This is a genomic window from Luteimonas kalidii, assembly GCF_029887935.1.
Classification (GTDB): domain Bacteria; phylum Pseudomonadota; class Gammaproteobacteria; order Xanthomonadales; family Xanthomonadaceae; genus Luteimonas; species Luteimonas kalidii.
Map to the genome: position 1 here is coordinate 688,101 of NZ_JARXRO010000014.1, position 25,478 is coordinate 713,578.

Consider the following 25,478-nt stretch of genomic DNA (forward strand, 5'->3'; position numbering starts at 1 on the left):
CATGCGTTCGTTCGCCTCATTCCAGCCACAGCCATGCGCCCGCCACCAGCCCCAGGGCCGTGCCACCCAGCACCTCCACGGGCGTGTGCCGTCCCATCCGCAGGCGCGCCCAGGCCAGTCCCGGCAGCAGGGCCAGTGCCACCGCACCGGCATGGAGCCACAACGGCAGCACGGCCATCCCCGCGAATGCCAGGCTCGCCATGTGCAGCGACACCTTGATCCAGCGGTTGACGAGCGCCGCGACGCACAGCATGGCCACGGCCACGAGGATGCCGGTGGAGGCAGGAGAAGCCCGTCCGCCCATCCACCACCAGTAGCCCCCGGCCGCCGCGAGCACGAGCACGTAAAGCCACGGCCGCTCCTCCCGGCGCGAGGCATCGACCGTCTGCCAGTGCCCTCCCCGCCGGCGCTGCAGCACGAACAGCCACACGACCGCCACCGCGACGGCGATGCCGGCAGCGGTCCGGGGCACACCCGCGGGATCCAGGCGCACCGCCGCCGCGAGGGCCAGCACGGTGAACACGACGAACGGGTGCAGCAGCACGGAAACCGCGCGCGCCAGCCGCACGCGCCGATCGCAGGGCGCCTCCGGTGTCACGCCTGCTCCAGCGCGTCCGCCAGCCGCTCCACCGCGATCACCTCCATGCCCTTGTAGGCCGAACGCCCGCCTTTGGGCGCGTTCGCCTTCGGTACGATCGCGCGCAGGAACCCGTGGGTCGCGGCCTCCCTGAGGCGTTCCTCGCCATTGGGAACGGGGCGGATTTCGCCCGACAGCCCGACCTCGCCGAAGGCGATCGTCTTGTCCGGCAGCGGTGTGTCGCGCAGCGACGAGAGCACCGACAGCAGCACCGGCAGATCGGCCGCGGTCTCCTGCACGCGGATGCCGCCGACCACGTTGACGAACACGTCCTGATCGCCGGTCACAATGCCGCCGTGCCGGTGCAGCACCGCCAGCAGCATCGCCAGGCGGTTGCCCTCGAGCCCGACCGCCACCCGGCGCGGGTTCGACAGCGGCGAGGCATCCACCAGCGCCTGCACCTCCACCAGCAGCGGGCGGGTCCCCTCGCGCGTGACCATGACGCAGCTGCCGGGCTGCTGCGCGCTGGCGCCGGACAGGAAGATCGCCGACGGGTTCGGCACCTCCTTCAGGCCCCTGTCGCCCATCGCGAACACGCCCAGTTCGTTGACCGCGCCGAAGCGGTTCTTGAACGCGCGCAGCACCCGGAAGCGGCTGCCCGAATCGCCCTCGAAGTACAGCACCGCATCGACCATGTGCTCGAGCACGCGCGGTCCGGCGATGCCACCCTCCTTGGTCACGTGGCCGACCAGGAACACCGCGGTGCCGGTTTCCTTCGCATAGCGCACCAGCCGCGCCGCGCTCTCGCGCACCTGGCTGACCGAGCCCGGCGCGGCGGTGAGCGATTCGGTCCACAATGTCTGCACCGAATCGGCCACGATGATGCGCGGGCGCAACTGCGCGGCCTGTTCGAGGATGCGTTCGATCCCGGTTTCGGCCAGGGCGTCCACACCGTCGACCTGCAAGCCGAGCCGCGCCGCGCGTCCGGCCACCTGCGCCAGCGATTCCTCGCCGGTCACGTACAGGCCGGGCAGGTTGGCGGCCATCGACGCCACCGCCTGCAGCAGCAGCGTCGACTTGCCGATGCCCGGATCGCCGCCCACCAGCACCACCGCGCCCTGCACCAGCCCGCCGCCGAGCACGCGGTCGAACTCGCCGATACCGGTCGACACGCGCACGTCCTCGCCCTGCTGGACGTCGCGCAGGGCGGTGACCTTCGGCGGGTCGACCTTGCCGGCCCAGCTTCCGCGCCGCGAAGCGGGCGACTTCGCCGCCGCGGCCGTCTCCAGCACGATCTCCGAGAGGGTGTCCCAGGCACCACACGCGCCGCATTGCCCCTGCCACTTGCTGAAATCGGCGCCGCATTCGCTGCACACGTAGGCTGTCCGGGCCTTGGCCATATTTACGTTGAAGCCTTCTGATCCGGCCCACAGCGTACCGAAGTCCCGTCTGCGAAGCTGAGACGGCAGGGCCATGCAGACATGAGGCCCAGGACCCAAGGATGATCGAAGACTTCCGCTCCGCCACCTGCCCGACCGACCTGGTGGCGGATGTCTGCATCATCGGTGCCGGCCCTGCCGGCATCGGCCTCGCGATGGAACTGGCCGGCACGCCGTGGACGGTGTGCCTGGTCGAGGGCGGTGGGCTGCACAGCGAAGCCGCCAGCCAGGCCTTGAACGAAGGCGAGTCGGTTGGACCGCACCCCTTCGACCCTGCTCACAGCCGCCTGCGCGTGCTCGGCGGCGCCAGCCGCCTCTGGGGCGGCGGCTGCATCCCGCTCAGCGCGAGCGAGATGGCCCCACGCGACTGGATGCCGCACAGCGGATGGCCGATCGGCTGGGAGGAGCTGGCGCCCTACTACGCCCGCGCCAACCGCGCCTGCCGCGTGGACCCGGGCGACTTCGACGACGGCAGCTATCGCCTGCGTGAAGCGCTCGGCGACGGGCACACGCCGCCGCCGCACCTCGGCCATCGCACCAGTCGCGTCAGTGCGCTCGACTTCGGCCAGGCCTACCTGGACACCCTGCGGACGGCGCCCGGCATCCAGCTGGTGCTGCACGCCAACGTCGTGCGACTCGATGCGACCGGGAACGCGGCTGCAGTCAGCCGGGCGCAGATCGGCAGCATCGACGGGCGCCGCGGGACGGTCAGCGCGCGCTGCTTCGTGCTCGCCACCGGCGGGATCGAGAACGCGCGCCTGATGCTGCTGTCCGACGACGTCGCCCCGCACGGACTCGGCAACGACCACGACCTCGTCGGCCGCTACTTCATGGACCATCCGCGCTGCCGCCTGGGCACGTTCCGCGGTGGCGACATGGACCGGCTGGCGCGCCTGTACAGCCGTCCGCTCGACCAGGCCAACAGCCCGGCCTACCACCAGCTCAGCCTGTCCGATGACGCACAGCGTCGCCACCGCCTGTTCAGCGCGCGCGCGCGACCGTTCGCAATCGAGCGCACCCCGCCGACCGGCCTGTCGTCACTGCGCGCGCTGCGCGCTTCGCTGCGTCGACCCACGCGCCCCGAAGACGAAGGCAGCCGTGTCGAGCAGTGCGTGCTCGACGCACTGGCGCAGGACCTGCCCGAACAGGTGGCCGAGCCCGCGCGTGGCACGAGTCGCGGCCGACTGGCGCTGCGCACCGCGCTGAACGCCCGCCACGTGCTGGACGCCGGCCGGCGCAAGCTGGCCCGGCGCGCGGTGGTCGATACGGACCGGGTGGAGATGGTCGGCTACTTCGAACAGTCGCCCAATCGCGACAGCCGCATCTCCCTGTCCGACCAGCGCGACGCCCTGGGTCTGCGCAAAGTGCAGGTGGACTGGCGCATGGGCGCGGTCGACGAGGCGAACATCCGCGCGACCTCCGAGCTGATCGGACGCGACGTGGCCGCGCATTTCAACTGCGAGTTCGAGCCGGCCGACTGGTTGCGCGACCCGGCCGCCTCCCCGGCGCTGCATGGCACCGCGCACCATATCGGGACCACGCGCATGTCGGATTCCCCCGAGCACGGCGTGGTGGACCGCCAGTGTCGGGTCCACGGGGTCGACAATCTGTACGTCGCGGGCAGTTCGGTGTTTCCCACCGGAGGCTGGAGCTTCCCCACCCTGACCATCGTCGCCCTGGCCCTGCGCATCAGCGACGAGCTGCGCGCGCGGCTTCCGGACCTGCAGATGCTGGCCATGCTGTAGCCGGCGCGGGGCGATCGGGCCCGGGGCGGCCCTTTGACCGGGCGCCCCTCCACGCCCTAGAATCTGCGACCCTCGCCGGAATAGCTCAGTTGGTAGAGCGGCGCATTCGTAATGCGTAGGTCGTAGGTTCGATTCCTATTTCCGGCACCAGTTTCCGCTCCCGACCGGCGTGTCCCGAAAACGGATACGGTGGGGCAGCGATCCACCGATGCCCGCGCCCGCCAGCGCGGGCATTGTCGTGTTCAGGGCGGGGACGCCTGGTGTCGGGCGGCGATCTGTCGGCACCGGGGCAGCCGAACATCGCAAACGCGACGCGACGCGCGATCAGTGCTCAGCGATACACCGGGCTGAGCGAGGCATTCAGGCTGGCCGACTCGAGCGCCAAGCGCAGGCGCATCTCCACGCCGTGCAGGTCCTGGAGTTGCCGCGGCGCATACAGCGTGTAGACCGGGCGCCCTTCGCGATGCGATTCCTTGCGGTCGACGCCGACATCCCGCGTGCCGCACGCCTCCCTCCACAGCTGCGTCAACGCGCCGGGGCCGATGCTGCGGTCGCCGGAGAGCGTGAACGTGAACATCGCGACCTGATCGTTGGCCATGGCGAGCTCCTCTTTGGCATTCGAGTATGCGCCAGACGCCGGCCGAGTGCGCAACCGCGTTCACGGCAGCCGGGCGCCGCATCGCGTAGGATGCAGCGTGCTGAACGCTGTTTCGTGCGTCCGTCCGACCGTCGCCAACGTCGCGCGCTGCGCCTGTCTCCACGCGTTGCCCCACGCCACGTGGGCAATGCCGCTGCGGGAGCGCCATGTCACTCCACCCGTCCCGATCGCCCAGCTTGCACGCGTGTCGTCGCGATGCCCGCGCGCCAGTGCCTGCCCGCCTGCATGCGCGGCGGCCATTCGCATCGGGGCGGAGGGTGCGATGAGCGACGCGACCCTGTGCGAACGCTGCGATGCGGTCTGTTGCCGCCTGACCGTCGTGCTGCAGGAGGGCGACCGGATCGCGCCGCACATGACCACGTGGCGCGACGGCCTGCACGTGATGGACCGCGACGAGGAAGGCTGGTGCGTCGCCCTCGATTCGGCGCGCATGCGCTGCGGCTGCTACGAGTCGCGTCCCGAAGTCTGCAGGCGGTTCGCGATGTCGGGGCCGTACTGCCTCGAATTGCGTTCCGACTACAGCGACCGCATGCGCCGCGGCATTCCGCTGCAGTTGCACTGAACGGAGGTTCCATGCCGCCCCGCAAACCCAGCGCCACCGGCACCGCGCCGACCGGGATCGCACCGTCGGGAACGACGCACCTGTTCGCCCAGCGTGAGCGCAAGCGCCCGCCGGCGATGACCAGCGAGCGGATCGCCGACGACCTGGACGCGTTCCGCAAGGCCGGTGGCCGGATCGAGGTGCTGGGCACCACGCGGTCGCTGAAGAAGATCGGCCTCGACGAGGAGCAAGCGGCAGTCGTACCCTCCACCAAACCTACCCCCTGACGACACGAGGAGAGCCCATTGGCGAAGGTCAACTACGCATTCGAGAAGCGCCAGCGCGAGCTGGCGAAAAAGCGCAAGCAGGACGCGAAGGACGCCCGCAAGCGAGAGGCACGCGAGGCGACGGAACCGAGCGAAGCGCAGGCACCGCCGGACCAGGCCCCCGAGGCCCCTGCCCCCTCCGAGGACACCGCCGCCGCACCGCGCGTGCATCGCCGGCCCACCCCCTGACGGACGCACCCGGCGACCGCGCAGCGCGACCACAGAGGTGACGCCACCCTGGTGTGGTGCGCCGCGCTCGCTGCGGCGCCGCGAGGATCCGGACCCGCCGCGTGCCGTCGCATGGATGGCGCGGCTCGCACCCACGGCGCGCCTCAGTCCACCAGTTGCAGCCGCAGTTCCTTGGGCAGCGCGAAGACCATGCTCTCGGGCTCTCCGTGCAGTTCGCGCACCGGACCGGCACCGAGTTCACGCAGGCGCGCAAGCACGCCCTGCACCAGCACATCGGGCGCCGACGCGCCCGCGGTCACGCCGATATGGCGGCGACCGGCGACCCATTCCGGGTCGATCTCCGCGGCACCATCGATCAGGTAGGCCTCCACCCCGTCGCGTTCGGCCAGTTCGCGCAGCCGGTTGGAGTTGGAGCTGTTCGGCGAGCCCACCACCAGCACCAGGTCGCACTGCTGCGCGAGTTCGCGCACCGCGTCCTGGCGGTTCTGGGTGGCGTAGCAGATATCGTCGTTCTTCGGCCCCTGCATCGCCGGGAAGCGCCCGCGCAGCGCATCGATGATGCCGCGGGTATCGTCGACCGACAGCGTGGTCTGGGTGGTGTAGGCCAGGTTGTCGGGCTGGCCGGGTTCCAGCCAGGCCACGTCTTCGAGGTCTTCGACCAGGTAGATGCGCCCGGCGCCGCTCTCGGCCTTCCACTGCCCCATCGTGCCCTCGACCTCGGGATGCCCGGCATGGCCGATGAGCACGACGTCGCGGCCGGCGCGGCAGTGCCGCGCGACCTCGAAGTGCACCTTGGTCACCAGCGGGCAGGTGGCGTCGAACACCTTGAGCCCGCGTCGTCCCGCTTCCTCGCGCACCGCCTGCGACACGCCGTGGGCACTGAAGATCACGGTGTTGCCGTCGGGCACCTCGTCGAGCTCCTCGACGAAGATCGCACCTCGGCGCTTGAGGTCCTCGACCACGAACCGGTTGTGCACCACCTCGTGGCGCACGTAGATCGGCGCGCCGAGCGTCTCGATCGCGCGCTTGACGATCTCGATCGCGCGGTCGACACCGGCGCAGAAGCCGCGGGGATTGGCGAGGACGATGTCCATGACGCGCATTCTAGCGCCGTGCCTGGCAACGCCGGCGCAACACGCCGTACCGCCCGTCGCAGGGCCGGCGCCGTCCGGGATCAGCGCTGGCCGCGCCGGTCGCGCTCGAAGGCCAGCGCGCGCAGCAGCGCCACCGCGAGCGCCGACAGCATCAGCGCCGCGGTCCAGAACACCGGGCCCTGTTCGATGCCGATGGCCGCCACGTAGCCGGCGAGGCTGATCGCGAAGCCCGCGCCCGCGCCGACGCGCAGCGCGCGCCTGCGCGCCTGCAGCGTGCCCGGGACCATCGCCAGGGCCAGCGACCACCAGCCGGCAAGCAGCAGCAGCGTGGCGAATACGACCATCTCAGGCTCCTCCGTCCACGGCCACCGCACGGTCCGTGCGCGCGCGTGGCTCCGACCGCACCGCCACCGGCGCTGGGCGCCGCGCCGCCTTGCGTGCCAGCGCGGCGAACGCGAGCGCGAAGCCGATCGCCACCAGATCCACCGCCGCCAGCGCCCAGTCGCCGCGCGCGAGCGTGGCGAGGAGGTGGCTGTCCGGGGCGGTGGCGAAACTGACCAGCGGGATCGCGCCCATCGCCAGCGCCGTGGCTGCGAACAGGTCGCGCCAGCCGCGCCCCGAGCGCTCGCGCACTGCGCCCCACGCCGCCGCCGCGATCCAGGACAGGGCGAACGCACTCACCTCCGCGCCGGCGCGATCGTCCAGCGAGGCCGGCAGCACGCGGTTCGCGACCAGCATCGCCGCACAGGCGAACGGCATCCCGCCGACCACGCCGACGTTCAGCGCCCGCACCAGGCCGTAGCCGCTGAGCACGCCCGCCGCGGCCACGCGCTGCTCGCGCTTGCGCACCCAGACCTGCATGCCGGTCGCCAGCATCACGCAACCGGCCAGGCCCAGCACGAAGTACAGCCAGCGCAGCGGCGCGCCGCCGAACTGCGCCATGTGCAGCCCACCCAGGAAGGCGTAGGTGTCGTACCCCGCGGTCGCGGGCGCGGACTGGTGCACGAACGCGCCGGTGGCGGCGTCGTACTGCACCTGCTGCATGTCCCAGGCCACGCGTCGCGAATGATCGGTGCCGAACGCGATCGTCGCGCTGGCGTCGGCGGGATGGTGGATGGACGCCCACTCCACCGGAGCGCCCATGCGCTGCCGCGCGTCGGCGACCAGCGCGTCGACCGAATGCAGCGATTCGAGCGGGCGGCCGACCTCGGGGCGCTCGTAGAAGCCGCCGGCTTCCTCGTAGAACTTCTCGACATCGCCCCCGTACGCAGCCTGGGTGCCGCCGAAGATGTAGCTGGCGGCGAAGATCGCCACCCCGGTGTAGGCGATCATCAGGTGGAACGGCAGCCCGAGCACGCCGGCGAGGTTGTGGCCGTCCAGCCACGCGCGCTGGCCGCCGCCGCGCCAGCGCAGCATGAAGAAGTCCTTGAAGATCTTCTTGTGGGTGATCACGCCGGCGACCAGCGCCACCATCATCAGCATGCCGGTGAGTCCGACCAGGTACATGCCCCACAGGCCTGCATGCAGGTCGTAGTGCAGCTGGAAGAAGAACTGCCCGGGGCCGGACGCCGGTATCTCCGCGCCGTTGCGTGGATCCAGCAGCACCTCGCCCTGGCTGCCGTCGTCGTTGTACCAGAACGCTTCCATCCCGCGCTTGCGATCGCCCGAGACGTGCGCCCACCACACGTGCGCCTCCGGGGCGTGCTCGCGCACGCGCGCGAAAGCGGCGTCGAACCGGGTCGGCTGCTGGCCGGACATTCCGTGCAGCGACGGGCGCGCCCAATCGTCCAGTTCGCGGTCGAAGCAGGCGATGGTGCCGCCGACGAAGATCACGAACAGCAGCCAGCCGGCCAGCAGCCCCGACCAGGTATGGAGCCAGGCCATCGCCTGGCGCAGCGAATTCTTCATCGCGTCGTCCCCGTTCCGATGCGCATCACGGCCGCAGCGCCTGTTCGGCGAGCAGCGTCGCCAGCCCGAGCATCGCCACGCCCAGCAGCAGCGGAACGCCCGCGGCGCGCTTCCAGTCGCGCGCGCCGAAGGCATAGACCGCCGCAGCGCACCAGACCGGGAACGCCAGCAGCGCGCCGGCGACCACCCGGTCCGGGCGCGAGAACGGCAGGACGCAGGCGCCCAGCGCGGAGAACGCGTGCGCGAGGAAGTAGCCGCCGAACACGGCGGCCAGCGTGCGCACCAGCACCTGGCCGGCGTGGCGCCAACCGCCGGCAGCGCGCTTGCTTGCGGGGGGAGAGAGAACCTGGGTCGCCATCGGATCCGGTGACTGGGGCCGGGACGCCCGGCGGATCGCGATAGGTTAAATGAGATCCATTAGCAGGCGCAAATGCGCACCATCCCCATCGTCAGTCCGGCCGGCTTTTTGCACCGGCGCCCAGCACGCCGAACAGTGCGATCCCGATCGCCCCGCCCACCACGGCGCAGTCGGCGATGTTGAAGGCGGGCCAGTAGTAGTCCTTCCAGTGCCACTGGATGAAATCCACGACGTGGCCATGGACCTGGCGGTCGATGATGTTGCCCAGCGCGCCGCCGATGACCAGCGCGAACGGCAGCGCCGTGCGCCAGTCGCGGCGCGGCGTCTTCCACAGCCAGAACGCCAGCAGCCCGCTGATGCCGATGCCGAGCACGGTGAAGAACCACTTCTGCCAGCCGCCCGCGCCGGCCAGGAAGCTGAAGGCGGCACCGGTGTTGTAGGTGCGGTACCAGTTCCAGAAGCCATCGATGACCGGGATCGGGGTGTATTCGGGCAGGCTGGTGAGCACCCACCACTTGGTGAGCTGGTCGAGCACGATCACCACCGCCGACAGCAGGAGCCAGGCCAGCGCGGTGGGTCCGGGCCGGGACTGCGGCGACGCAGGACTCAGAACCATCGGCGATCCTCCCCCGGGCCTTCGATGTTCGACACGCAGCGTCCGCACAGCTGCGGATGATCGGCATGCGCGCCGACATCGCCACGACGCTGCCAGCAGCGCACGCACTTGGCCTTGGCGGTGGGCGTGGCGACGATGCGCGAGCCCTCGCCGTCCCACGGCAGCACGGTGACATCGCCGCTGATCAGCAGGAAACGCAGCTCGTCCACCAGCGGAGCGACGCGGATGTGGTCCGCGGTGCCGGCGTGCAGTTCGATCTCCGCGTCCAGCGCCGCGCCGATCTCGCCGCTGGCGCGCATCGGCTCGAGCACCTTCGCCACCTGCTCGCGCAGCACCAGCAGGCGCTCGAAATCGTTCGCGCCCAGCGGTGCGTCCGCCGGCAGCGGCGCCAGGCCCCCGTACCAGGTGGCGAACAGCACGTTGCCTTCGCGCTCGCCGGGCAGGTAGCCCCACAGTTCGTCGGCGGTGAAGCTGAGCACCGGCGCGATCCAGCGCACGAAGGCTTCGCTGATCCGGAACATGGCGCTCTGCGCACTGCGCCGGCCGCGCGAATCCTCGCCCATGGTGTACAGGCGGTCCTTGGTCACGTCCAGGTACAGCGAGCCCAGGTCGACGCTGCAGAAGTTGAGCAGCAGTTGCACGATCTCGGCGAAGTCGTAGCGCTCGTAGGCCGCCTTGACCTTCTCCTGCACCTCGAACGCGCGGTGCACGATCCAGCGGTCGAGCGCGACCATGTCCTCGAGCGGGCGCAGGTCGCGCGCCGGATCGAAGCCGTTGAGGTTGCCCAGCAGGAAGCGCGCGGTGTTGCGGATGCGGCGGTAGGCGTCGGCGTTGCGCTTGAGGATCTCCTGCGACAGCGACATCTCGTTGCTGTAGTCGGCGCTGGCGATCCACAGGCGCAGGATGTCCGCGCCCAGGGTCTTCATGATGTCCTGCGGCTCGATCCCGTTGCCGAGCGACTTCGACATCTTGCGGCCGTGTTCGTCCACGGTGAAGCCGTGGGTCAGGCATTGCCGGTAGGGCGCCGCCTTGTCGATCGCCACGCCGGTCAGCAGCGACGACTGGAACCAGCCGCGATGCTGGTCGGAGCCTTCCAGGTACAGATCGGCCGGCTTGCCGAGGCCGCGTTCGAGCAGCACGCCCTCGTGGGTGACGCCCGAATCGAACCAGACGTCGAGGATGTCGGTGATCTTCTCGTAGTCCTTCGCCTCCTCGCCCAGCAGTTCGGCCGGATCGAGCGAGTACCACACGTCCACCCCGCCCTGCTCCACGCGATCGGCGACCGCGCGCATCAGTTCGGTGCTGCGCGGATGCGGCTCGCCGGTCTCGCGGTGCACGAACAGCGCGATCGGCACGCCCCAGGTGCGCTGGCGCGAGATCGTCCAGTCCGGACGTCCCTCCACCATGCCGGCGATGCGCGCCTTGCCCCAGGCCGGGTACCAGCGCACGGTTTCGATCGCGGCCAGCGCGTCGGCGCGCAGGTCGGCCTGCTCCATCGAGATGAACCACTGCGGCGTGGCGCGGAACGCGATCGGCGTCTTGTGCCGCCAGCAGTGCGGGTAGCTGTGCTCGAAGCGGCTGAAGGCGAGCAGCGTGCCGTCGCGGCGCAGCACCTCGACGATCACGTCGTTCGCCTTCCAGATATGCAGGCCGGCGAGTCCGGTGCCGTGCGCGGTCGGGGTCGACGGCAGGTACACGCCGCGGCCGTCGACCGGATTGAGCTGCGCGGCCGGGTAGCGATCGATCAGCCCGTACTGGCGCGCGACGGCGTAGTCCTCCTGGCCGTGGCCGGGAGCGGTGTGGACCGCGCCGGTGCCGTCCTCGGCCGAGACATGGTCGCCGAGCAGGATCGGGATGTCGCGCTCGTCGTAGAACGGATGCGCGAACAGCATGCCCTCGAGGCGCTCGCCCTTCGCGCGTCCCAGCACCCGCGGCGACCCGACGCCGTAGCGCGCGAGCGCCGGCTCCACCAGCGCCTCGGCCAGCACCAGCCAGCGCGCGTGGCCGTCGTGCGAGGGGCCTTCGACCAGCGCGTAGTCGAGTTCGGCGCCGAGCGAGATCGCCAGCGAGGCCGGCAGCGTCCACGGCGTGGTGGTCCAGATCGGCACCGCGACCTCGACGTCCTCCGGCACTTCCACGCCGAACGCGCGCGCCACCGCCTGCGGGCTGCGCGCCGCGTAGGCCACGTCGATCGCGGGCGACACCTTGTCGGCGTACTCGATCTCGGCCTCCGCCAGCGCCGAGCCGCAGTCGAAGCACCAGTGCACCGGCTTCACGCCGCGGGTCAGATGGCCGTTGTCGACGATCTTGGCCAGCGCGCGGATCTCGTTCGCCTCGAAGCGGAAATCCAGCGTCTTGTAGGGGTTGTCCCAGTCGCCCAGCACGCCGAGGCGCTTGAAGTCCTTGCGCTGGATGTCGATCTGCGACTGCGCGTACTCGCGGCATTTCTGCCGGAACTCGACCGCGTCCAGCTTCACCCCGACCTTGCCGTACTTCTTCTCGATCGCGATCTCGATCGGCAGGCCGTGGCAGTCCCAGCCCGGCACGTACGGCGCGTCGAATCCCGCCAGCGTCCTGGACTTGACGATGATGTCCTTGAGAATCTTGTTGACGGCATGTCCGAGGTGGATCGCACCGTTCGCGTACGGCGGGCCGTCGTGCAGCACGAACCGCGGACGGCCCGCCGCATGCTCGCGCAGCCGCGCATACAGACCCTCGCGCTCCCAGCGCTCGAGGGCGGCGGGCTCGCGCTTGGGCAGGTCGCCGCGCATCGGGAATTCCGTGGCGGGCAACAGGATCGTGGACTTGTAGCGCTGGCTGTCTTCGGTGTCGGTCACGCGGTGGCCCGTCGTGGGGAATGCTGCTGGAGGAGGCTGCGCGCTTCGGCGGCGTCGCGATCCATCTGCGCGACGAGGGTCGGCAGGTCCGGGAATTTCTCTTCGTCGCGCAGGCGGGCGACGAACTCGACCTCGATCCGGCGCCCGTACAGGTCGCAATCGAAATCGAACAGGTGCGCTTCGAGCAGCGGCTCGACGCCACCCACGGTCGGCCGGGTGCCGAAACTCGACACCGACGGCCAGGGCCGGCTCTGACCGCCATCGCTGGCCACGCCGTGCACGCGGGTGGCGTAGATGCCGCGCAGCGCGGGCACCTTGCCGGCGAAGCGCAGGTTGGCGGTGGGATAGCCGAGCGTGCGGCCAAGCTGCTGTCCGCGCACCACCCGCCCCGACACCGTGTACGGCTTGCCGAGCAATCGCGTGGCGGTATCGAAGTCGCCCTCCACCAGCGCCTGGCGGATGCGCGTGCTCGACACCCGTTCGCCGCCCACCGCGACCGGCTCGATCTCGCCGGCCACGAATCCCAGCCGCGCGCCTTCGCGTTGCAGCAGGGCGAGATCGCCGGCGCGCCGGTGGCCGAAGCGGAACCCCGGCCCCACCCAGACCTCGGCTGCGCGCAGCCGTCCGGCCAACACCTGCGCGGCGAAGGCCTCGGCCGACATCGCCGCCATCCGCGCATCGAAGCGCAGCAGCCCGATGATCTCCGCGCCCAGCTCGCGCAGGCCCTGCACCTTCGCCCGCGGCAGGCTCAGCCGCGGTGGCGGCGAGGCCGGTGCGAAGAACTCGCGCGGCAGCGGCTCGAAGCTCAACGCCGCGGCGGGAAGACCCAGGCCGCGCGCACGCGACACCGCGTGCCGCACCAGTGCGCGATGGCCCAGGTGCAGGCCGTCGAACGCACCGATGCAGACCACACTGCCGGTGGGGCACAAGGGCCCGCCGTCGACGTCGCGGAACAGCCTGCTCATGGACTCTCGATTGGGGCCCGACCGGTTGCGGACGGGCATGGGCGCATGGATGCGCCGGAAAAGTATAGCGGCGCCGTCAACGGGCACGACCGTGGCGGCCGGCGAGCCGCCGCATCAGTGACGCAGGTGGCGTGGCCGGACGCCCTGCAGCCACAGCGCCACGGCATACACCAGCGCGCCCGGGCCCACCACCAGCGCCAGGCGCCACGCACGCTCGCTCCAGTGCCACGTGGTCCAGCCGTCCCAGGCCGACAGCAGCGCCAGCACCAGGGTCGACATCGCCGCGCTGGCGACCAGCAGCTGGCGCAGGAACCGGCCCCAGCCGGGCGCGGGGCGGAACACGCACGCGCGGCGCAGGTACCACCACAGCTGGATCGCATTGGTCCAGCCCGCCACGGCCGTGGCCAGGGCCAGGCACGCGTGCGCACCCGGCATCGCCTTCAGCGCCGCGCGCAGGTTCCCGCCGCCCTGCGCCCAGGCATCGCGCCCGACCTCGGTGAACGCCAGCGCCAGCGCCAGCAACAGCGCCGTGGCGGCGATGTTCGCCAGCACCGCGACCACCCCGGCCTTGACCGGAGTGCGGGTGTCCTGACGCGAGTAGAACGCCGGCGCCAGCACCTTCACCAGCAGGAAGGCCGGCAGCGCGGTCGACAGCGCAACCACGGTCAGCGCCGCCATCCGCGTGTCCTGCGCGGTGAAGCGCCCGTGCTGGAACAGCGTCGCCACCAGCGCCTCGGCGCACAGCATCAGCCCCAGGCAGGCCGGCACCGCGATCATCAGGCACAGGCGCAGGCCCCAGTCCAGCGCCTTCGAATAGCCCTCGGGGTCGGCGGCGGCATGACGGCGCGAGAGGTGCGGCAGGATCACCGCGCCGATGGCCACGCCGAACATGCCCAGCGGGAACTCCAGCAGCCGGTCGCCCAGGTACAGCCAGGTCACGCTGCCGCCGATCAGCATCGAGGCGACCACGGTGTTGAGCAGCAGGTTGAGCTGCGCCACCGACGACCCGAACAGGGTCGGGACCATCAGCCGCATCACCCGCCGCACCCCTTCGTGCGCCGCGCCCCAGCGTGGCCTGGGCAGCAGGCCCAGCCGCGCCATCGACGGCAGCTGGAACGCCAGCTGCAGCGCGCCGGCCACCAGCACGCCCCAGGCCAGCGCCATCACCGGCTGTTCCATCCGCGGCGCCAGCGCCAGCGCGGCGGTGATCATCGACACGTTCAGCAATACCGGCGACAGCGCCGGCACCGCGAACCTCTGGTAGCTGTTCAGCACGCCGCCCGCCAACGAGGCCATCGAGATGAACAACAGGTACGGGAAGGTGATGCGCAGCATGTCCGTCGCCAGCCGGCCCTGTTCCCCGTCGGCGTCGAAGCCGGGCGCGAATACCCGGATCACCCAGGGCGCGGCCAGCACCGCGGCGGCGGTGAGCACCAGCAGCACCGCCAGCAGGGTGCCGGCGACCCGGTCGACCAGTTCCTTGACCGCCGCGTGGTCGCGCCGCTCCCGGTACTCGCTCAGCACGGGCACGAAGGCCATCGAGAACGAGCCCTCGGCCGAGAGCCGGCGCAGGAAGTTCGGGATCCGGAACGCCACCAGGAATGCGTCCATCGCCGGGTTGGCGCCGAACACCGCGGCGTAGACCTGGTCGCGGACCAGCCCGGAGATCCGGGAAATGAAGGTCATGGCGCTGAACACGGCGGTCGAACGCAGCAGCCCGGCCCGCTTCGGCGCCGCCGGCGCGCCGCCCGGCGGGAGGGTCGGGTCGGGTTCGCTCACGCTCCCGCCCCCCGCCGACCGGACTGGTTGACCCAAGTGGCTGAAACCCTCATAATTTCCGGCTCCGTTTTCCCGAAGCCCGGCGCTCGCCGGTATTCGACGTTCAACTCCATACAAGATTCCAGGATCCCATCGTGGCCAACATCAAGTCCGCCAAGAAGCGCGCCAAGCAGACCGTCGTGCGCAACGCGCGCAACACGGCCCAGCGTTCGCAGCTGCGCACCGCCGTCAAGAAGGTCGTCAAGGCGCTCGACGCGAACGACGCCGCCGGCGCCGAAGCCGCCTTCGCCGTCGCCCAGCCGCTGCTCGACCGTTTCAGCTCGCGTGGGCTGATCCATCGCAACAAGGCCGCGCGCCACAAGAGCCGTCTGACGGCCCGCATCAAGGCGCTCAAGGCCGCGGCCTGATCCGCCGAAGACGGCAGCTGTTCCGAAAAACCCGGCGCAAGCCGGGTTTTTTGTGGCCGGGACGATGCACCCGCCGCGGAAGGGTCCGCCCGTGCGCCATGTCCGCGACGCCGGTGCCCCGCTTCGAGAGCGGATGTAGCGCACGGCCACCGGCGGCGACGCAAGGAACGGCATCGGGGCGCGCCCCGGCGATGCACGGTGCGCATGCGGCGCCTGGCGGCGGCCGGAGCGTGGCGGCGCCTCCTCCAGGCCCGCCTGTCCGCCGCGCGTGGCCTCAGCCATTGCCCGGCGCGTCGACGTCGGTCGGTCCCGCAGCGTCGCGGGCGTCGGCGGACGCGCCGTCCGCCTCGCGCTCCTGGCGCCCCATCTCGTCCAGCGCCGCCTGCACCTTGAGCATCACCTCGCGGGTGCCGGCGTGGGCCAGGCCCGAGATGATGAACCACGGCGCGCTCCAGCCCAGTGCGGACACGATGCGCTCGCCCAGCGCGCGCGCATCGTCGGCCGGGATCAGGTCGGCCTTGTTGAGCAGCAGCCAGCGCGGCTTGTCGAGCAGGCCGGCGTCGAACTTCGCCAGCTCGCGCTCGATGGTGCGGATCTGTTGGACCGCATCGCCGCCGTCCAGCGGCTCGATCTCCACCAGGTGCAGCAGCAGCCGCGTGCGCTGGATGTGGCGCAGGAACAGCGCCCCCAGCCCGGCGCCATCGGCCGCGCCCTCGATCAGGCCGGGGATGTCGGCGATCACGAAACTGCGCGCCGGCTCCACGCTGACCACGCCCAGGTTCGGGTACAGGGTGGTGAACGGGTAGTCGGCCACCTTCGGCGTCGCCGCCGAGACCGCCCGGATCAGGGTGCTCTTGCCCGCGTTGGGGAATCCCAGCAGGCCGACGTCGGCCAGCAGCTTGAGCTCGAGCCGCAAGGTACGTTCCTCGCCCGCGGTGCCCGGTGTCGACTGCCGCGGGGTGCGGTTGGTCGAACTCTTGAAATGCATGTTGCCCAGCCCGCCCTTGCCGCCCTGCGCCACCAGCAGGCGCTCGCCGTGGCGGGTGAGGTCGCCGATCACCTCGTCGGTATCGACGTTGTGCACCACGGTGCCGGTGGGCACGGCGATCAGCACGTCCTCCCCGCCCTTGCCGTACATCTGCCGACCCATGCCGTTCTCGCCGCGCTGGGCGCGGAACTGCTTCTGGTGGCGGAAGTCGACCAGGGTGTTGAGGTTCTCGTCGGCGACCAGATAGACGCTGCCGCCGTCGCCGCCGTCGCCGCCGTCGGGCCCACCCAGCGGGATGAACTTCTCGCGGCGGAAGCCCACGCAGCCGTTGCCGCCGTTGCCGGCAGTGACGGTGATTTCAGCTTCGTCGACTAGCTTCATGGGATTCTGGATTCGTCATTCGGGTTGGCGCGAGCGCACAGCGTATCCGGGCGGTCGCCGTCGGGCACGCGCGATCGGTCCGGAGCAGCGCATGGATCATGCCGGCGCAATGCACCGGATCGGCGCATCGTCTGCGCGAACCGGGCGTGCAAACGAAAAACCCCGCCGAAGCGGGGTCTTCGCCTGCGTCGCCGACAGCTTACGCCTCGGCGACCACGCTCACGGTACGCCGCTTCTTCGGTCCCTTGACCGAGAACTCGACCTTGCCGTCGACCAGCGCGAACAGCGTGTGGTCGCGGCCCAGGCCCACGCCGGGACCCGGATGGAACTGGGTACCGCGCTGGCGGACGATGATGTTGCCGGCGTCGATCGCCTGGCCGCCGAAGATCTTGACGCCCAGGTACTTCGGGTTGGAGTCGCGGCCGTTGCGCGAGGAACCTACGCCCTTCTTGTGTGCCATGACTGCTGCTCCTTACTTGTTGTCGCCGGAACCATTGATTCCGGTGATCTCGATTTCGGTGTAATGCTGGCGATGTCCCTGCCGCTTCATGTGGTGCTTGCGGCGGCGGAACTTGATGATGCGCACCTTGTCGGCGCGGCCGTGGGCCACGACCTTCGCGGTGACGCTGGCGCCCTTGAGCGCGTCGCCGATCCTGATGCCGTCGCTGTCGCCCAGCATCAGCACGTTGTCGAACGTGATCTCGTTGCCGGCTTCGGCCTCGAGCTTCTCGACGCGGAGCGTTTCGCCCTGCGCCACGCGGTATTGCTTGCCGCCGGTGACCAGTACTGCGTACATGTGGAGCCTCTCGATATCGGTGTTGGTTCTGTAGTTATTCTTGGACCTGACCGCCATCGAGGGCGGACAGAAGCGGAATTGTAGGGGATTCAGCGGGTTGCGCGCAACATCCTGTCCCGCCCGCGGCCGACGGGCGGGTCTGGCTACCCGGCCCGCGCCCAGGGCGGATCGGCGAAATGGGCCGCCAGGTGGCCGACGAAGGCCCGGACCCGAGGCGGCACGAGGACGCGTCCCGGCATGACCGCATGGATGCCGCTGGGCGGCGGCGGATGCCCGGGCAGCACGACCCGCAGCCGGCCTTCGGCCAGGTCGCGGTGGACGTGCCAGACCGAGTGCAGCGCGATGCCCAGGCCCGCTACGGCCGCCTCGCGCAGGACCTCGCCGTAGTTGCTCTCGAACCGGCCACGGACGCGGACCTCGACCGGCGCGCCCGCCCCGTCCGTCAGCCGCCAGACCTCCCGGTGGCCATCGCGTCCGGTCAGCAGCAGGCAATCGTGCTGGGCGAGCGCCGAGGGATCGTCGGGTTCGCCGCGGCGGTGCAGGTACTCCGGGGATGCGCACAGGACCCGCTCGTTGGCCACCAGCTGTCGCGAGACCAGCCCGGAGTCGTCGAGCCGGCCGATCCGGATCGCGAGATCGAAGCCGGCGCCGACGAGGTCGACCACGCGGTCGTCCAGGTCCAGGCTGACCCGCAGACCGGGATGCGCAGCGAGGAATCCCGCCATCAGCGGCGCGATGTACTGCCGCCCGAACGAGGCCGGCGCGGTCACGCGCAGGGTGCCTGCCACCGCCCCACCGCGCTGGCGCAGCCGGTCGCCCAGCAGCGCCAGTTCCTCGACCAGCGCGCGTCCTTCCTGCGCCAGCGCCACCCCCTCGGGGGTGGGATGCAGGCGCCGCGTGGTCCGGTGGAGCAGGCGCACGCCCAGTTCCCGCTCGAGCCGCTTGAGCCGCTGGCTGGCGACCGCCACGGACAGGTCGAGGTGGCGGGCGGCGGCACTGATCGAGCCCAGGTCGAGCACCTGCAGGAACAGGGCGATGTCGCCGACGCGATCCATGATCTCCAACTATTCGTTGAAACTGATTCGGCAGTTTCTCGGTTTTTCGTGGCAGTGCAAGCCGCGACAGTGGCGGTCGGACGCCGACCGCCGCCGGGCGCAAAGCGACACCCCCTCTTCTTTCTGGAGACATCGCATGCAATACCGCTCCCTCGGTGCCTCCGGGCTCAGGGTCTCGGCGCTGGGATTCGGCGCCGGCACCTTCGGCGGTACGGGGCCGCTGTTTTCGGCGTGGGGCACCACCGGCGAGGACGAGGCGCGCAGGCTGGTCGATATCGCCCTCGCGGCCGGGGTCAACTTCTTCGACACCGCCGACGTGTATTCGGACGGCGCCTCCGAACGCATCCTCGGCGCCGCACTCAAGGGCCGGCGCGACCAGGTGGTGCTGTCGACCAAGACCGCCCTGCGCCTGGGCGAGGGCCCCAACGACGTGGGCACCTCCCGTCACCGCCTGTTGCGCGCCGTGGAGGCTTCGCTGCGGCGCCTGGGCACCGACTATATCGACCTGCTGCAGCTGCACGCCTTCGACGCGAATACGCCGCTGGAGGAAACGCTGGCCACGCTCGACGGGCTGGTGCGCGCGGGCAAGGTGCGCTACCTGGGCGTGTCCAATTTCTCCGGCTGGCAGCTGATGAAGGCGCTGGCGATCGCCGACCGGCAGGGCCATGCGCGCCCGGTGGCGCACCAGGCCTACTACTCGCTGGTCGGCCGCGACTACGAATGGGAGTTGATGCCGCTCGGCCTGGACCAGGGCGTCGGCGCGGTGGTGTGGAGCCCACTGGGCTGGGGACGGCTGACGGGGAAGGTCCGCCGCGGCCAGCCGCTGCCCGCCGGCAGCCGCCTGCACGCCACCCGTGCCTTCGCCCCGCCGGTCGACGACGAGCGCCTGTTCCGCGTGACCGACGCGCTCGACGCCGTCGCCGCCGAGGCCGGCAGGCCGGTCCCGCAGGTGGCGCTGAACTGGCTGCTGCAGCGGCCGGGCGTGGCCACGATCCTGGTCGGCGCGCGCGACGCGCGGCAGCTCGAACAGAACCTCGGCGCCAGCGGGTGGACGCTGGCGCCCGCGCAGATCGAACGCCTCGACGCAGCCAGCGCCATCACGCCGCCGTATCCCTACTATCCCTACTGGAACGGGATGTTCACCGAACTCGCGCCACCGCCCGTTCCTGTCCGGCTGGAGACCGCTCCATGACGCCCGCCACCGCGCGATGCGGATTGCCGCGCTGCCACCACGCGCCGGCGTGCCCGCCCGCGCCCGAACACGAGGCCCGCCGATGAGCCCGCGACTGCTGCGCTACGCCGCGTTCTCCCGGGATCCGGCGGGCGGCAATCCCGCCGGCGTGTGGATCGGCGACTCCCTGCCGGCGAAGGCCGAGATGCAGCGCATCGCCGCCCGGGTCGGGTACTCGGAAACCGCCTTCGTCGCCGCGCCGGACGCGTCCGGCGGGCGCCAGGTCCGCTACTTCAGTCCCGTGGCCGAAGTGCCTTTCTGCGGCCACGCCACCATCGCTGCCGCAGTGGCGCTGGGCGATCTGGGCGAAAGCGCGAAGCAGCGGTTCCAGACCGCAGCGGGCGAGGTCGAGGTGCGCGTGTCGATCGACGCGGATGGGCGCATGGCGACCCTGGTGTCGGTCCCGCCGCGCCACGCACCGGTGCCCGGGGCACTGCTGCGCGATGCGCTGGCGGCGCTGGATTGGGGCATGGACGAACTGGACCCGGCGATTCCGCCCGCCCTCGCCTTCGCCGGCGCCTGGCACCTGGTGCTCGCGGCGGGCGACCGGCAACGGCTGGCGGCGCTCGAGTACGATTTCGAGCGGCTCGCGACGGTCATGCGCGTGCACGATCTCACGACCCTGCAGCTGGTGTGGCGCGAGCGCGTCGGGCTGTTCCATGCGCGCAATCCTTTCCCGGTCGGCGGCGTGGTGGAGGATCCGGCGACCGGTGCGGCCGCAGCGGCGCTCGGAGGGTATCTGCGCGATGCCGGTCTGGTCGACGCGCCTGCGCGGCTCACCATCCACCAGGGCGAGGCGATGGGCAGGCCGGGTCGGCTGCAGGTCGACATCCCCGCCAGCGGCGGCATCGCGGTGTCCGGTCATGCGATCCCCATTCCCGATGCATCCGCAGGAGATGTGCGATGAACACGATGAAAGCCGTTGCCCTCACCCGCTATCTGCCGATCGACGATCCACAATCGCTGCAGGACGTGGAACTCGACGCGCCCGTCGCCGACGGACGCGACCTGCTGGTGCGCGTGGAGGCGGTCTCGGTCAATCCCGTCGACACCAAGGTCCGCGCCCCGAAGCCGCAGGTCGAGTCCCGGCCGAAGGTGCTCGGTTACGACGCCGCCGGCGTGGTCGAGGCCGTCGGACCGGACGTGACCGGGTTCCGCCCCGGGGATGCGGTCTACTACGCCGGCGACATCACGCGCCCGGGCAGCAATGCGCAGCTGCAGCTCGTGGATGAACGCATCGTCGCGCACGCGCCTGCCACGCTCGACGTCGCGCAGGCCGCCGCGCTGCCGCTCACGGCGCTCACCGCCTGGGAGCTGCTGTTCGAACGCATGGGCTACGCCGTTGAGGGCGGCGGCGGCGGCAAGGTGCTGCTGGTGATCGGTGGCGCCGGCGGCGTCGGGTCGATCGCGATCCAGCTGGCGACGCTGGCCGGGTTCACCGTGGTGGCCACCGCCTCGCGCGAAGAGACGGTCGCCTGGTGCCGCACGCTGGGCGCACGGCACGTGGTCGACCATCGCCAGCCGCTTGCGCCGCAACTTCAAACGTTGGGCATCGACTCGGTCGATGCCGCGCTCAACCTCGCCGATACCGACCGCTACTGGACCGAGCTGGGCGAGCTGCTGGCGCCGCAGGGCCACGTGGGCCTGATCGTCGAGCCCGCCGGCGCGCTGCGCATCGGCGATCCGTACAAGGCCAAGTGCATCGGCATCCACTGGGAAATGATGTTCGCGCGGCCGCGCTTCCGGACCGCCGACATGCACGAGCAGGGACGCATCCTGGCGCGGGTCGCGGAACTGGTCGATGCCGGGCGCCTGCGCGGCACGCTGTACGAGACGCTGTCGCCGATCAACGCGGTCAACCTGCGCGAGGCGCATCGCCGCCTGGAATCGGGCCGCAGCATCGGCAAGCTGGCACTGGCCGGCTGGTAGCCTCGACCGCGGCGGCACGGCGGTGTCCACGTGCCGGAACACAGTGGCGCGCGTGGCGCCATGGCCGGCGCACCGTTTCGACACGACAATCCGCACATGACGCGAGCATCCTTCCCGATCCATCGCCTGGCCAAGCTGCTGCTCGGACTGTTCGGCTATGGCATCGCGATCAGCCTGATGGTGCGCGCCGGGCTCGGCGTGGCGCCGTGGGACGTGCTGACCCAGGGCCTGGTACAGCAGACGGGCCTAGCCTTCGGCCTGCTCACCAACCTGATCGGCGTCGGCGTGCTGCTGTTGTGGTGGCCGCTGCGGCAGCGCCCGGGCCTGGGCACGGTACTCAACGTGCTGCTGGTCGGGCCGAGCGCGCAGTTCGGACTGTGGCTGCTGCCCGACGTGCACGTGTGGTGGCAACAAGCGGCGTTCTTCGCGGCGGGCTTGGGCCTGCTCGCCCTGGCCACCGGGCTGTACATCGGCGCGCGTTTCGGACCGGGCCCGCGCGACGGCCTGATGACCGGACTGCATGCGCGCTTCGGCTGGCCGGTGTGGGCGGTGCGCACCGGCATCGAGGGCTCGGTGTTGCTGGCGGGCTGGTGGATGGGCGGCACCGTGGGCGTCGGTACCCTGGCGTTCGCGCTGCTGATCGGCCCGCTGGTGGGTCGCACCCTGCGCTGGTTCGAACCGCGCGTGGTGGTGGTGCCGGCAGCGGCCTGACGCTCGGCGGGCGGCGCGCCTCGCAACCGGCGCTTGCCCGCCCGTCCGATTCGCGGCATCGTGCGCGTTCCATACGCATGCGTATCCCGACATGACGTTCGCCACGCCCGCGCCTGACCCCGCGTATCCGCACCTGTTCGCGCCGCTCGACCTGGGCTTCACCACGCTGCGCAACCGCGTGCTGATGGGGTCGATGCACACCGGCCTGGAAGACCGCAAGCGCGATTTCCCGAAGCTCGCCGCGTACTTCGCCGAGCGCGCGGAAGGTGGCGTCGCGCTGATCGTCACCGGCGGCTTCTCACCCAACTTCGAAGGCTGGCTGACGCCCTTCGCCAGCCGCCTGGCGTGGCCATGGGAAGCGCGCAAGCACCGCCAGGTCACCGCGGCGGTGCACGGGCACGGCGCGAAAATCTGCCTGCAGCTGCTGCACGCCGGACGCTACGCCTACCACCCGCTGTCGGTGGCGCCGTCGCGGATCAAGGCGCCGATCAATCCGTTCGCCCCGCGGTCGCTGTCCGCGCGCGGCGTCGAACGCACGATCGACGCGTACGCCACCGCGGCGAAGCTCGCGCGCGACGGCGGCTACGACGGCGTCGAGCTGATGGGTTCGGAAGGCTACCTGATCAACCAGTTCCTCAGCGCGCGCACCAACCGGCGCGGCGATGCCTGGGGCGGCGACGTGCGTCGGCGGATGCGGTTCGCGAGCGAGATCGTGCGCCGCGTGCGCGACGCCTGCGGCCCGGACTTCATCATTATCTACCGGCTGTCGATGCTGGAACTGGTGCCGGAGGGTTCGGACTGGGACGAGATCGTGCTGCAGGCACGCGCGATCGAGTCCGCTGGCGCCACGATCCTCAACACCGGCATCGGCTGGCACGAAGCGCGCGTGCCCACGATCGCCACGTCGGTGCCGCGCGCGGCCTTCGCAGGCGTCACCGCGAAGCTCAAGCCGCACGTGTCGCTGCCGCTGGTGGCCACCAACCGCATCAACATGCCCGACGTGGCCGAACGCATCCTCGCCGCGGGCGGCGCCGACATGGTGTCGATGGCGCGTCCGCTGCTCGCCGATCCGCAGTGGGTGGCGAAGGCGCGCGCCGGCACGCCGCAGGCGATCAACACCTGCATCGCCTGCAACCAGGCCTGCCTGGACCACGTGTTCCAGCGCCGCACCGCGAGCTGCCTGGTGAATCCGCGCGCGTGCGCGGAGACCGAGCTCAACTACCTGCCGACGCCGGCGCCGAAGCGGATCGCGGTGGTCGGGGCCGGACCCGCCGGACTGGCCTGCGCGACAGTGGCGGCGCAGCGTGGGCATCGCGTGGTGCTGTTCGATCGAGCGGGCGAGATCGGCGGACAGTTCAATCTCGCACGGCGCATTCCCGGGAAGGAAGAGTTCGACGAGACGCTGCGCTGGTTCGCGTACCGCATCGCGGAGACCGGCGTCGAACTGCGGTTGTCGACCGACGCGGACACACAGGCACTGGAGTCGTTCGACGAAATCGTCCTGGCCAGCGGCGTCACACCGCGCGCGGTCGACTTCGACGGGCACGACCATCCGAGCGTGGTGGGTTACGTCGACGTGCTGCAGGGGCGGATGGTGCCGGGACGGCGCGTGGCGATCGTGGGCGCCGGCGGCATCGGCTTCGATGTCGGCGAATTCCTGGTGCAGGACGCGCCCTCGCCGTCGCTCGACGTGGAGGCGTGGATGCGCGAATGGGGCGTCGATCCGCGCTTCGAACAGCCCGGCGGACTGGTGCAGCCGCGTGTGGGCCCATCGCCGCGCCAGGTGTGGTTGCTGCAGCGCAGTCCCGGCAAGCCGGGCGCGCGCCTGGGCAAGACCACCGGCTGGATCCATCGCAGCACGCTCAAGCACAAAGGCGTGCGCATGATCGGTGGCGTCGAATACGTGGCGGTCGACGACGAGGGCTTCCACCTGCGCATCGATGGCCAGCCGCAACTGCTGCCCGTCGACCACGTGGTGGTCTGCGCCGGGCAGGAACCGCACCGCCCGCTGCTGGCGCCCCTGCAGGCGCTGGGCCGGACCGTGCACGTCATCGGGGGCGCCGACGTGGCGGCCGAACTCGATGCTAAACGCGCCATCGCCCAGGCCAGCCGGCTGGCCGCAGCCCTCTGAGTCCGCATCACCCGGGGCCTGCACTGTCGGCCCTAAGGCCTTGATCCTGCACGCCGCCGTCGCCAGCGGTCATGTAAAAACTCCAATCGAATCATTCACTTCCACTACGCGTTCAGGAATGATTGGGTTTCGGACCCGTACCGTGCGCCCACTTTTCCCGCCTCCACCGATTGGCGGGAACCGGCCCGAGCCGCGTTCCGCGGACTTCGGCGCCCGGGCAAAAGCGCCATAGAGCCGCTGCCCTCCCCAACACGCCATGTCCGGTCATCGTCGACGCCTCCCCGCTGCGGGAGGCGCCGCGCGGGGCCGGGCGCAACGGAGCAAGGAGTTCCCGATGAAGCTCGACTGGATCCTGTGGCTGGCATCGATGATGTCGCCCGAAGCCGCAGATTCCCTCTGTCTCAGCACCACGCTGTACCTCGAGGCCCGCAACCAGTCCGTCCGCGGCCAGCAGGCCGTCGCCGAAGTGGCCTTGCGCCGCGAGGAGAGTGGCCTGTGGGGCGACTCGATGTGCGAGGTGGTCACCGCGCGCAAGCAGTTCGCACCGACGATCGTCTCGCCGCGCACGCGCATGCACAACACGCACGCCTGGGCGCAGGTGGTGGGCACCGCGATCGAGTCGGAACGCAACTGGGCGCTGCCTGTCGGCAAGCGCAAGGAGATCGTGCCCGGTGCCAGCCACTTCATGGCGCACGCGATCGCCGCGCCAAGCTGGCGCAATGCCTACCAGGTGGCGACCATCGGCGACCACACCTTCCTGCGCGTGCAGCCGCTCAAGCCGCGCAAGGGCTGAGCGCGATGCGGCGCGGCGCCTGGT

General features: G+C 70.9%; 26 protein-coding genes and 1 tRNA gene. 12 read left to right on the top strand and 15 right to left on the bottom strand.

What is annotated here, in order from left to right; translation table 11 throughout:
• Window positions 1-16 precede the first annotated feature (16 nt).
• Both QFW81_RS08485 and radA read right to left on the bottom strand, forming a co-directional pair.
• A complete protein-coding gene (locus QFW81_RS08485; RefSeq protein ID WP_280578274.1) occupies window positions 17-598 on the bottom strand; it encodes a phosphatase PAP2 family protein in 582 nt (193 codons plus the stop codon).
• Window positions 595-1,977: a DNA repair protein RadA gene (gene radA / locus QFW81_RS08490; protein ID WP_280578278.1), complete on the bottom strand. Its 1,383-nt coding sequence runs from the start codon at window positions 1,975-1,977 to the stop codon at window positions 595-597. The genes QFW81_RS08485 and radA overlap by 4 nt, the downstream gene beginning before the upstream one ends.
• A gap of 101 nt (window positions 1,978-2,078) precedes the next feature.
• Between radA and QFW81_RS08495 the strand changes: the two genes are divergently transcribed.
• Together QFW81_RS08495 and QFW81_RS08500 are read left to right on the top strand one after the other, a co-directional pair.
• Window positions 2,079-3,761, top strand: coding sequence for a GMC oxidoreductase (locus tag QFW81_RS08495; protein ID WP_280578279.1), 1,683 nt, complete (start codon window positions 2,079-2,081; stop codon window positions 3,759-3,761).
• Window positions 3,762-3,835: 74 nt separating this feature from the next.
• A tRNA-Thr gene (locus QFW81_RS08500) sits at window positions 3,836-3,911 on the top strand.
• Window positions 3,912-4,092: 181 nt separating this feature from the next.
• Here QFW81_RS08500 and QFW81_RS08505 read toward each other — a convergent pair.
• Entirely contained in the window at window positions 4,093-4,359 is a 267-nt protein-coding gene (locus QFW81_RS08505; protein ID WP_280578280.1) for a hypothetical protein, read from the bottom strand.
• 322 nt (window positions 4,360-4,681) lie between these two features.
• Between QFW81_RS08505 and QFW81_RS08510 the strand changes: the two genes are divergently transcribed.
• The 3 genes from QFW81_RS08510 (at window position 4,682) to QFW81_RS08520 (ending at window position 5,475) form a co-directional block, all read left to right on the top strand.
• Window positions 4,682-4,981: a YkgJ family cysteine cluster protein gene (locus QFW81_RS08510; protein WP_280578282.1), complete on the top strand. Its 300-nt coding sequence runs from the start codon at window positions 4,682-4,684 to the stop codon at window positions 4,979-4,981.
• Window positions 4,982-5,061: 80 nt separating this feature from the next.
• Window positions 5,062-5,247: a hypothetical protein gene (locus QFW81_RS08515; protein WP_280578364.1), complete on the top strand. Its 186-nt coding sequence runs from the start codon at window positions 5,062-5,064 to the stop codon at window positions 5,245-5,247.
• A gap of 18 nt (window positions 5,248-5,265) precedes the next feature.
• Window positions 5,266-5,475 (top strand): hypothetical protein, encoded by a 210-nt coding sequence (locus QFW81_RS08520; protein ID WP_280578283.1) that lies wholly within the window; start codon window positions 5,266-5,268, stop codon window positions 5,473-5,475.
• A 143-nt stretch (window positions 5,476-5,618) separates the two neighbouring features.
• Here the strand turns inward: QFW81_RS08520 and ispH are convergent, their stop codons facing one another.
• From ispH to murJ, 8 genes are all read right to left on the bottom strand, one after another.
• The gene (gene ispH / locus QFW81_RS08525; protein ID WP_280578285.1) at window positions 5,619-6,569 is read right to left on the bottom strand and encodes a 4-hydroxy-3-methylbut-2-enyl diphosphate reductase; all 951 of its coding nucleotides are present in this window, start codon (window positions 6,567-6,569) and stop codon (window positions 5,619-5,621) included.
• An 80-nt stretch (window positions 6,570-6,649) separates the two neighbouring features.
• Entirely contained in the window at window positions 6,650-6,913 is a 264-nt protein-coding gene (locus QFW81_RS08530; protein ID WP_280578288.1) for a hypothetical protein, read from the bottom strand.
• A 1-nt stretch (window position 6,914) separates the two neighbouring features.
• The gene (locus QFW81_RS08535) at window positions 6,915-8,477 is read right to left on the bottom strand and encodes a PepSY-associated TM helix domain-containing protein (RefSeq protein ID WP_280578289.1); all 1,563 of its coding nucleotides are present in this window, start codon (window positions 8,475-8,477) and stop codon (window positions 6,915-6,917) included.
• A 25-nt stretch (window positions 8,478-8,502) separates the two neighbouring features.
• Window positions 8,503-8,835 carry a DUF3649 domain-containing protein gene (locus QFW81_RS08540; RefSeq protein WP_280578290.1) on the bottom strand — a complete coding sequence of 111 codons (333 nt, stop codon included), beginning with the start codon at window positions 8,833-8,835 and terminating at the stop codon, window positions 8,503-8,505.
• Between the two features lie 91 nt (window positions 8,836-8,926).
• The gene (lspA, locus tag QFW81_RS08545; RefSeq protein WP_280578291.1) at window positions 8,927-9,451 is read right to left on the bottom strand and encodes a signal peptidase II; all 525 of its coding nucleotides are present in this window, start codon (window positions 9,449-9,451) and stop codon (window positions 8,927-8,929) included.
• Window positions 9,442-12,222, bottom strand: coding sequence for an isoleucine--tRNA ligase (gene ileS / locus QFW81_RS08550; protein ID WP_280578365.1), 2,781 nt, complete (start codon window positions 12,220-12,222; stop codon window positions 9,442-9,444). The genes lspA and ileS overlap by 10 nt, the downstream gene beginning before the upstream one ends.
• Window positions 12,223-12,284: 62 nt before the next feature.
• Complete coding sequence (locus QFW81_RS08555) at window positions 12,285-13,253, bottom strand: bifunctional riboflavin kinase/FAD synthetase (RefSeq protein WP_280578292.1); 969 nt, start codon at window positions 13,251-13,253, stop codon at window positions 12,285-12,287.
• A gap of 114 nt (window positions 13,254-13,367) precedes the next feature.
• The gene (murJ, locus tag QFW81_RS08560) at window positions 13,368-14,969 is read right to left on the bottom strand and encodes a murein biosynthesis integral membrane protein MurJ (protein WP_280578366.1); all 1,602 of its coding nucleotides are present in this window, start codon (window positions 14,967-14,969) and stop codon (window positions 13,368-13,370) included.
• A 197-nt stretch (window positions 14,970-15,166) separates the two neighbouring features.
• Between murJ and rpsT the strand changes: the two genes are divergently transcribed.
• Window positions 15,167-15,439 (top strand): 30S ribosomal protein S20, encoded by a 273-nt coding sequence (gene rpsT / locus QFW81_RS08565; RefSeq protein ID WP_280578293.1) that lies wholly within the window; start codon window positions 15,167-15,169, stop codon window positions 15,437-15,439.
• A 274-nt stretch (window positions 15,440-15,713) separates the two neighbouring features.
• Here rpsT and cgtA read toward each other — a convergent pair whose 3' ends face one another.
• The 4 genes from cgtA to QFW81_RS08585 all read right to left on the bottom strand — a co-directional run bounded on the left by cgtA (window position 15,714) and on the right by QFW81_RS08585 (window position 18,659).
• Window positions 15,714-16,808 (bottom strand): Obg family GTPase CgtA, encoded by a 1,095-nt coding sequence (cgtA, locus tag QFW81_RS08570; RefSeq protein ID WP_280578294.1) that lies wholly within the window; start codon window positions 16,806-16,808, stop codon window positions 15,714-15,716.
• A 199-nt stretch (window positions 16,809-17,007) separates the two neighbouring features.
• A complete protein-coding gene (gene rpmA, locus QFW81_RS08575) occupies window positions 17,008-17,268 on the bottom strand; it encodes a 50S ribosomal protein L27 (protein ID WP_149104242.1) in 261 nt (86 codons plus the stop codon).
• 12 nt (window positions 17,269-17,280) lie between these two features.
• Window positions 17,281-17,604: a 50S ribosomal protein L21 gene (gene rplU / locus QFW81_RS08580; protein ID WP_280578295.1), complete on the bottom strand. Its 324-nt coding sequence runs from the start codon at window positions 17,602-17,604 to the stop codon at window positions 17,281-17,283.
• Window positions 17,605-17,747: 143 nt separating this feature from the next.
• Window positions 17,748-18,659 carry a LysR family transcriptional regulator gene (locus QFW81_RS08585; RefSeq protein WP_280578296.1) on the bottom strand — a complete coding sequence of 304 codons (912 nt, stop codon included), beginning with the start codon at window positions 18,657-18,659 and terminating at the stop codon, window positions 17,748-17,750.
• Window positions 18,660-18,795: 136 nt separating this feature from the next.
• Between QFW81_RS08585 and QFW81_RS08590 the strand changes: the two genes are divergently transcribed.
• The 6 genes from QFW81_RS08590 (at window position 18,796) to QFW81_RS08615 (ending at window position 25,454) form a co-directional block, all read left to right on the top strand.
• Window positions 18,796-19,851, top strand: coding sequence for an aldo/keto reductase (locus QFW81_RS08590; RefSeq protein WP_280578297.1), 1,056 nt, complete (start codon window positions 18,796-18,798; stop codon window positions 19,849-19,851).
• A gap of 82 nt (window positions 19,852-19,933) precedes the next feature.
• The gene (locus QFW81_RS08595) at window positions 19,934-20,797 is read left to right on the top strand and encodes a PhzF family phenazine biosynthesis protein (protein WP_280578298.1); all 864 of its coding nucleotides are present in this window, start codon (window positions 19,934-19,936) and stop codon (window positions 20,795-20,797) included.
• A gap of 5 nt (window positions 20,798-20,802) precedes the next feature.
• Window positions 20,803-21,819 (top strand): zinc-binding alcohol dehydrogenase family protein, encoded by a 1,017-nt coding sequence (locus QFW81_RS08600; RefSeq protein WP_280578367.1) that lies wholly within the window; start codon window positions 20,803-20,805, stop codon window positions 21,817-21,819.
• Between the two features lie 96 nt (window positions 21,820-21,915).
• On the top strand, window positions 21,916-22,530 hold the full coding sequence (yczE, locus tag QFW81_RS08605) for a membrane protein YczE (RefSeq protein WP_280578299.1): 615 nt from the start codon (window positions 21,916-21,918) through the stop codon (window positions 22,528-22,530).
• A gap of 91 nt (window positions 22,531-22,621) precedes the next feature.
• Window positions 22,622-24,661 carry an oxidoreductase gene (locus tag QFW81_RS08610; RefSeq protein WP_280578300.1) on the top strand — a complete coding sequence of 680 codons (2,040 nt, stop codon included), beginning with the start codon at window positions 22,622-22,624 and terminating at the stop codon, window positions 24,659-24,661.
• A 334-nt stretch (window positions 24,662-24,995) separates the two neighbouring features.
• Window positions 24,996-25,454 carry a cell wall hydrolase gene (locus tag QFW81_RS08615; protein ID WP_280578301.1) on the top strand — a complete coding sequence of 153 codons (459 nt, stop codon included), beginning with the start codon at window positions 24,996-24,998 and terminating at the stop codon, window positions 25,452-25,454.
• The last annotated feature ends 24 nt before the right edge of the window (window positions 25,455-25,478 follow it).